The sequence below is a fragment of the Streptomyces sp. NPDC102514 genome (assembly GCF_055584525.1).
The window spans coordinates 68,520-75,236 of record NZ_JBVJLW010000028.1 but is presented as its reverse complement, the minus strand read 5'-3'; the positions used below and the strand labels follow the sequence as shown (position 1 = coordinate 75,236).

6 protein-coding genes and 1 rRNA gene are annotated in these 6,717 nt (G+C 67.1%); all 7 read left to right on the top strand.

What is annotated here, in order from left to right:
• Window positions 1–86: ribosomal RNA gene (gene rrf / locus ACZ60E_RS42380) — 5S ribosomal RNA — on the top strand; the annotation flags it as partial.
• Window positions 87–235: 149 nt separating this feature from the next.
• Window positions 236–868 carry a CDP-alcohol phosphatidyltransferase family protein gene (locus ACZ60E_RS42375; RefSeq protein ID WP_210891645.1) on the top strand — a complete coding sequence of 211 codons (633 nt, stop codon included), beginning with the start codon at window positions 236–238 and terminating at the stop codon, window positions 866–868.
• A gap of 89 nt (window positions 869–957) precedes the next feature.
• Window positions 958–3,453 (top strand): sugar phosphate nucleotidyltransferase, encoded by a 2,496-nt coding sequence (locus ACZ60E_RS42370; RefSeq protein ID WP_384815038.1) that lies wholly within the window; start codon window positions 958–960, stop codon window positions 3,451–3,453.
• A gap of 92 nt (window positions 3,454–3,545) precedes the next feature.
• Entirely contained in the window at window positions 3,546–4,448 is a 903-nt protein-coding gene (locus ACZ60E_RS42365) for a DUF881 domain-containing protein (RefSeq protein WP_469447590.1), read from the top strand.
• The gene (locus ACZ60E_RS42360) at window positions 4,445–4,777 is read left to right on the top strand and encodes a small basic family protein (RefSeq protein WP_046587749.1); all 333 of its coding nucleotides are present in this window, start codon (window positions 4,445–4,447) and stop codon (window positions 4,775–4,777) included. Before ACZ60E_RS42365 ends, ACZ60E_RS42360 begins: the two co-directional genes overlap by 4 nt.
• Window positions 4,778–4,782: 5 nt before the next feature.
• On the top strand, window positions 4,783–5,649 hold the full coding sequence (locus tag ACZ60E_RS42355) for a DUF881 domain-containing protein (RefSeq protein WP_384815032.1): 867 nt from the start codon (window positions 4,783–4,785) through the stop codon (window positions 5,647–5,649).
• Between the two features lie 61 nt (window positions 5,650–5,710).
• The gene (locus ACZ60E_RS42350; protein WP_107018627.1) at window positions 5,711–6,682 is read left to right on the top strand and encodes an FHA domain-containing protein; all 972 of its coding nucleotides are present in this window, start codon (window positions 5,711–5,713) and stop codon (window positions 6,680–6,682) included.
• The last annotated feature ends 35 nt before the right edge of the window (window positions 6,683–6,717 follow it).

Here is a 6,717-nt window from a genome sequence, read left to right as displayed (position 1 = left end):
GTTACATTCCGAACCCGGAAGCTAAGCCTTACAGCGCCGATGGTACTGCAGGGGGGACCCTGTGGGAGAGTAGGACGCCGCCGAACTATTATTGATGGAAAAGCCCCCGCACTTCGGTGCGGGGGCTTTTTTGCGTTCCAGGGCGGGGCCACCCGGAACCCCTCCGCGCTGGGGGCGGATGGCTGAGGGTAAGGTCAGGGGGCATCGTTGGCTCGTTCCCACAGGAGGCCCCCGGGTGGAGGTCCAGGAGACCCGCGTCCAGACAGACCGGGTCCTCACCATCCCGAACATCCTCAGCATGGCGCGCCTCGCGGGCGTACCGCTCTTTCTGTGGCTGATCCTCAGGCCGGAGTTCGGTGGGCCCAACAGCGACGGCTGGGCGCTTCTGGTGCTCATGCTGAGCGGTATCAGCGACTATCTGGACGGCAAGCTCGCCCGGCGCTGGAACCAGATCAGTGGCCTCGGCCGGCTGCTCGACCCCGCGGCCGACCGCCTCTACATCCTCTCGACCCTGCTCGGGCTCACCTGGCGCGAGATCCTGCCACTGTGGCTGACGAGTGTGCTGCTGGCGCGCGAGCTCGTTCTGCTCGTGATGGTGGGCATCCTCAGGCGGCACGGCTATCCGCCGCCACAGGTGAACTTCCTCGGGAAGGCCGCGACGTTCAACTTGATGTACGCCTTCCCGTTGTTGCTGCTCAGTGACGGAAGTGGATGGCTTGCGTCACTCGCTGCTATTTTCGGATGGGCGTTCGCCGGATGGGGTACAACTCTGTATTGGTGGGCAGGGATCCTCTACGTGGTTCAGGTCCGCCGCCTTGTTCGTGCGGACAACCATGACCGACTGAGCCCGCCCAATGGGCGGCCGTAGAGGTCTCTGATGGCCCGCAACGAGAATGTGCGGGACAATCTGACGGGTGAAGTCGGCTAGACCGTCTCTTCAAGGAGGACGCTTCCGACATGAAGGCCGTCGTGATGGCCGGCGGCGAAGGCACACGCCTTCGCCCCATGACCTCAAGCATGCCCAAGCCGCTCCTGCCTGTGGCCAATCGCCCGATCATGGAGCACGTGCTACGGCTGCTCAAGCGGCATGGGCTCAACGAAACCGTCGTCACCGTCCAGTTCCTGGCCTCGCTGGTCAAGAACTACTTCGGTGACGGTGAAGAGCTCGGTATGGAGCTCACCTATGCCAACGAGGAGAAGCCACTCGGTACTGCCGGCAGTGTCAAGAACGCCGAAGAGGCACTGAAGGACGATACGTTCCTCGTGATCTCCGGCGATGCTCTGACCGACTTCGACCTCACCGACCTCATCAATTTCCACAAGGAAAAGGGTGGGCTCGTCACGGTCTGTTTGACCCGCGTTCCCAATCCTCTTGAATTCGGCATCACCATTGTCGACGACGAGGGAAAGGTCGAGCGCTTTCTTGAGAAGCCGACCTGGGGTCAGGTGTTCTCGGACACGGTGAACACCGGCATCTATGTCATGGAGCCCGAGGTCTTCGACTATGTCGAAGCCGATGTCTCCGTCGACTGGTCCGGCGATGTCTTCCCTCAGCTGATGAAGGAGGGCAAGCCGATCTACGGCTACGTCGCCGAGGGCTACTGGGAGGACGTCGGCACGCACGAGAGCTATGTGAAGGCGCAGGCCGATGTCCTGGAGGGCAAGGTCGACGTCGAACTGGACGGCTTCGAGATATCGCCCGGAGTCTGGGTCGCCGAGGGCGCCGAGGTCCACCCCGACGCCGTACTGCGGGGGCCGCTGTACATCGGGGACTACGCCAAGGTCGAGGCAGACGTCGAAATCCGCGAGCACACCGTGGTGGGCTCCAACGTCGTCGTGAAGACCGGCGCGTTCCTGCACAAGGCCGTGCTGCACGACAACGTGTACATCGGCCAGCACAGCAATCTGCGCGGCTGCGTCATCGGCAAGAACACCGACATCATGCGGGCCGCGCGTATCGAGGACGGCGCCGTCATCGGGGACGAGTGCCTCGTCGGTGAGGAATCGATCGTCCAGGGCAACGTGCGGGTGTACCCGTTCAAGACCGTCGAGGCCGGCGCCTTCGTCAATACGTCGGTCATCTGGGAGTCCCGCGGCCAGGCCCACCTCTTCGGCGCCCGTGGAGTGACCGGCATCCTCAACGTGGAGATCACGCCCGAGCTGGCCGTGCGGCTGGCGGGAGCGTACGCGACGACCCTCAAGAAGGGGTCCACCGTCACGACGGCCCGTGACCACTCCAGAGGTGCCCGCGCGCTCAAGAGGGCGGTCATCTCCGCTCTCCAGGCCAGCGCCATGGACGTACGGGACCTGGAGAACGTACCGCTGCCGGTGGCGCGGCAGCAGACCGCGCGGGGCAGCGCCGGCGGAATCATGATCCGTACGACGCCCGGAGTTCCCGACTCGGTCGACATCATGTTCTTCGACGGGAACGGGGCGGACCTGTCCCAGGGGAGTCAGCGCAAGCTCGACCGGGTGTTCGCCCGGCAGGAGTACCGGCGTGCGTTCCCCGGCGAGATCGGGGATCTGCACTTCCCCGCCAGCGTCTTCGACTCGTACACCGGGTCGCTGCTGCGGAACGTCGATACGACCGGGGTCGCGGACTCCGAGCTCAAGGTGGTCGTGGATGCCTCGAACGGCAGCGCCGGACTGGTGCTGCCCAGCCTCCTGGGCAAGCTCGGGGTCGACGCGCTGACCATCAACCCGGGCCTCGACGAGTCGCGTCCCACGGAGACGGCGGACACCCGGCGGTCCGGGATGGTGCGGCTCGGCGAGATCGTGGCGTCCGCACGCGCCGCGTTCGGCGTGCGGTTCGACCCGGTCGGCGAGCGGCTGTCGCTCGTCGACGAGAAGGGCCGGATCATCGAGGACGACCGGGCCCTGCTCGTCATGCTCGACCTGGTCGCTGCCGAACGGCGCAGCGGGCGCGTGGCGTTGCCGGTGACCACCACGAGGATCGCCGAACAGGTGGCGGCGTACCACGGGACACAGGTCGACTGGACGACGACGTCCCCGGACGATCTGACGCGCGTCGGACGCGAGGAGTCGACGATCTTCGGCGGTGACGGGCGTGGCGGGTTCATCGTGCCCGAGTTCAGCAGTGTGTTCGACGGTACGGCCGCCTTCGTCCGGCTCATCGGTCTGGTGGCACGGACGCAGCTCACGCTCAGTCAGATCGACGCGCGGATCCCGCGGGCTCATGTCCTCAAGCGCGATCTCGCGACTCCCTGGGCCGTCAAGGGGCTCGTGATGCGGCGTGTGGTCGAGGCGGCCGGTGACCGGTTCGTCGACACCACCGACGGGGTGCGTGTCGTGGAGACCGACGGTCGCTGGGTGATGGTTCTGCCCGATCCGGCGGAGGCGGTCACCCATCTGTGGGCCGAAGGGCCCGACGACGCCTCGGCGCAGGCACTGCTCGACGAGTGGTCGTCGGTGGTGGACAGCGCCGGTCGCTGAGCAGCACACGCGCGTGCCGGACAGTGCCCCGAATCGGGCCTGTCCGGCACGTCGGTGGGGCCGTTCGGAGCTACAGGTCACGACGTGCGACGATGTGCGGCATGCCGCAGCAGCCCCTCGTTCGGAGCACCCCCACGCGCCCCTCGCGTCCGGACGCGTCCATGTCGCTGCTCACCAACGTCATGGACCACAGTCTTGACGAGGGGTACGCCGAGGCCGCTGCCCGGCGGAAGGCCGAAGGCACGGGCGGGATGCCCAAGAAGCTGTCGGCGAAGCTCGGTCTCGCGGCCGGTCTGGTGCTCGCGGCACTGCTGGTGACCGTGGGCGCGGCGCAGGCGCGGATAGCGGCTCCGGTCGTCGCCAAGGAGCGCGAGGAGCTCATCGACCGCATCGACGACCAGACGTCTGCGGCGGAAGACCTTGAGGACGCCATCGACGAGCTGCGCGACGACGTCGGCGCCCGTCAGCGTGAGGCGTTGAAGAAGCACGGCGGTGACCAGGGCGAGCTGGTGGGCATCCTGGCCGGTGCGCTCGAAGTGCACGGTCCCGGTGTGAAACTCGTCGTGGACGACGCCAAGGAAGCCGAGCACGCCGGTGACGGCGACGCGCGGGAGACCTCGGGCTTCTCGGACACCGGACGCGTACGCGACCGGGACATGCAGCGAGTCATCAACGGGCTGTGGGAGTCGGGCGCCGAGGCCGTCACGATCAACGGACAGCGGCTGACGGCCCTGTCCGCGATCAGGGCCGCGGGTGACGCGATACTGGTCGACAACAAGCCGCTGGTGCCGCCGTACACGGTGTTGGCCGTGGGGGACGGGGACCGGCTGCGCACCAAGTTCCAGAACAGCGGGGACGGGCAGTATCTGCAGGCCCTGCACGAGAACTTCGGGATCAGGACCAGTATCTCCGCCGAGGACGATGTCCGGTTGCCCGCAGCACCGAGTGTGATCGTACGAACAGCACAACCGAGCACAGAGAAAGGCACATCGTGATCGCCGTACTGGGCCTCGTCGTGGGAGTCGTGGCTGGATTGTTGGTCCGGCCCGAGGTTCCGGCGATGGTCGAGCCCTATCTTCCGATCGCCGTGGTCGCGGCGCTCGACGCCGTGTTCGGAGGTCTGCGGGCGATGCTCGACGGGATCTTCGACGACAAGGTCTTCGTGGTGTCGTTCCTGTCCAACGTCGTGGTGGCCGCGCTGATCGTCTTCCTGGGTGACAAGCTGGGCGTCGGCGCCCAGTTGTCCACGGGTGTCGTGGTCGTCCTGGGCATTCGCATCTTCTCCAACGCCGCGGCGATCCGTCGGCACGTCTTCCGGGCGTGAGGCCGATGAGCAGCAACGACGAGACGCCGGGAACCTCCGAGAACCCGCTGCGCGAGGAACTGCCCGAAGAGGTCCGGACGAAGGCTCCGGAGACGGCGCCCGGGCCCGGCGCCGAGCGGGCCGAGCAGGAACCGGCCGGGCCGGCCGGTCCCACCGGCCGTCAGCGGCTCGTGAACGGGCTGTGGCCGCCGCGGGTGTCCCGCGCGCAACTGATCGTCGCGCTGCTGCTGTTCGGCCTCGGATTCGGCCTCGCCGTCCAGGTCGCCTCCAACAGCGACAGCGACGGCGCCCTGCGCGGCGCGCGCCAGGAGGATCTTGTACGCATCCTCGATGAACTCGACGACCGTACACAGCGTCTGGAAGAGGAGAAGCAGGGGCTGGAGGATCAGCGCACCGAGCTGGAGAACAGCTCGGACCAGGCCGAGGAGGCCCGCAAGCAGACCGTCGAGAAGGAGAAACAACTCGGCATTCTCGCGGGCACCGTGGCGGCGCAGGGCCCCGGCATCACGCTGACGATCGACGACGGGAAGGGGACGGTCGAGGCCGACTCGCTGCTCGACGCGATCCAGGAGCTCCGCGCGGCGGGCGCGGAGGCGATCCAGGTCAACGGTGTACGGATCGTCGCGGGCAGCTATCTGACGGATGTGAGCGGGGGAGTAGCGGTGGACGGGAACAAGATCAGCTCCCCGTATCGTTTCAAGGTCATCGGCAAACCTCAGGACCTCGAACCGGCGCTCAACATCCCTGGCGGCGTGGTGCAGACTTTGGAGAAGGAGCAGGCCACTGTCACGGTGGACCGCTCGGACAAGATCGTCGTGGACGCCTTGCGACCCGCCGAGCGGCCTGACTACGCTCGGTCGTCCTCCCAGTGAACCGGGGGCGCTTGGAGGTGGCTCTCCGAGGGCATGAGCTTGCGGGGGGTCGACGCACCGAATGGGTGGTGCGTGGTGGAAACTGTCTGGTGGATACGGACGTTGTGAGGGTGTCCGGCTCGACCGGTGTGTGCAATCAGGGTTCGTCCTGCCCCACGGGCGGGTCTGTTTCGGTCAAGGGGAATCGCCCGTGAAGTTGTTTGCGAAGTTGTTCGGCAAGAGCGCACGAGAGGGCAGCGACAACGCCACTGCCCGCCATCGCGCACCGCGCCCCGCTGAAGGCGAGGAGCAGGGGGACCGCCCCCTGTTCCGGGACCAGGTCGGTGGGCCGCCCGGTGACATTTCCGGTGGTCAGGGCGCGCCGTCTGTTGACCCTGCCCAGTCGGGGCGCATAGGTTTCGGAGATCCGTCAACCTCAGGTGCGGGTGGAGGTTTCGGCTCCGACCCGTACGCGTCCAATACCCCGGCGGGGCAGCCGCGGCAGGAGGATCCGTCCATGTCGGCCCTGGTGTGTACGAGGTGCGGTAACCGCAACGCGGAAGCGAGCCGCTTCTGCTCGAACTGTGGTGCGCCGTTGCGGGCCGGGGCGACCCCGGAGCGTCCGTCGGAGACCACCTCGACGATCTCCATCTCCGGTCTTGAGGCCTACGACGCCGAGGCCACCGGCCAGACGCAGATGCCGATGCTCTCTCCCGAGGCGCAGGCCGCCGTGGACGCCCTGCCGCTCGGCTCGGCGCTCCTGGTGGTACGGCGGGGGCCCAACTCGGGCAGCCGCTTCCTGCTGGACGGCGATCTGACGACCGCCGGCCGTCATCCGCAGAGCGACATCTTCCTCGACGACGTGACCGTGTCGCGCCGCCATGTGGAGTTCCGCCGTGAGCCCGACGGTTCGTTCACGGTGGCGGACGTCGGCAGCCTCAACGGCACATACGTCAACCGGGAGCGCATCGACCGGGTCCCCCTGTCGAACGGTGACGAGGTGCAGATCGGCAAGTACCGGCTGGTCTTCTACGCGAGCCAGCGGGGCATCTGACCCTCCCCCAGACTTTGTCCGGGGAGACCCCCAGG

What these genes read in the sequence shown, in the direction of transcription:
- ACZ60E_RS42350 (WP_107018627.1), top strand. Translation starts at nt 5,711, where the DNA reads ATGGGTGGTGCGTGGTGGAAACTGTCTGGTGGATACGGACGTTGTGAG.
- ACZ60E_RS42370 (WP_384815038.1), top strand. Translation starts at nt 958, where the DNA reads ATGAAGGCCGTCGTGATGGCCGGCGGCGAAGGCACACGCCTTCGCCCC.
- ACZ60E_RS42355 (WP_384815032.1), top strand. Translation starts at nt 4,783, where the DNA reads ATGAGCAGCAACGACGAGACGCCGGGAACCTCCGAGAACCCGCTGCGC.
- ACZ60E_RS42365 (WP_469447590.1), top strand. Translation starts at nt 3,546, where the DNA reads ATGTGCGGCATGCCGCAGCAGCCCCTCGTTCGGAGCACCCCCACGCGC.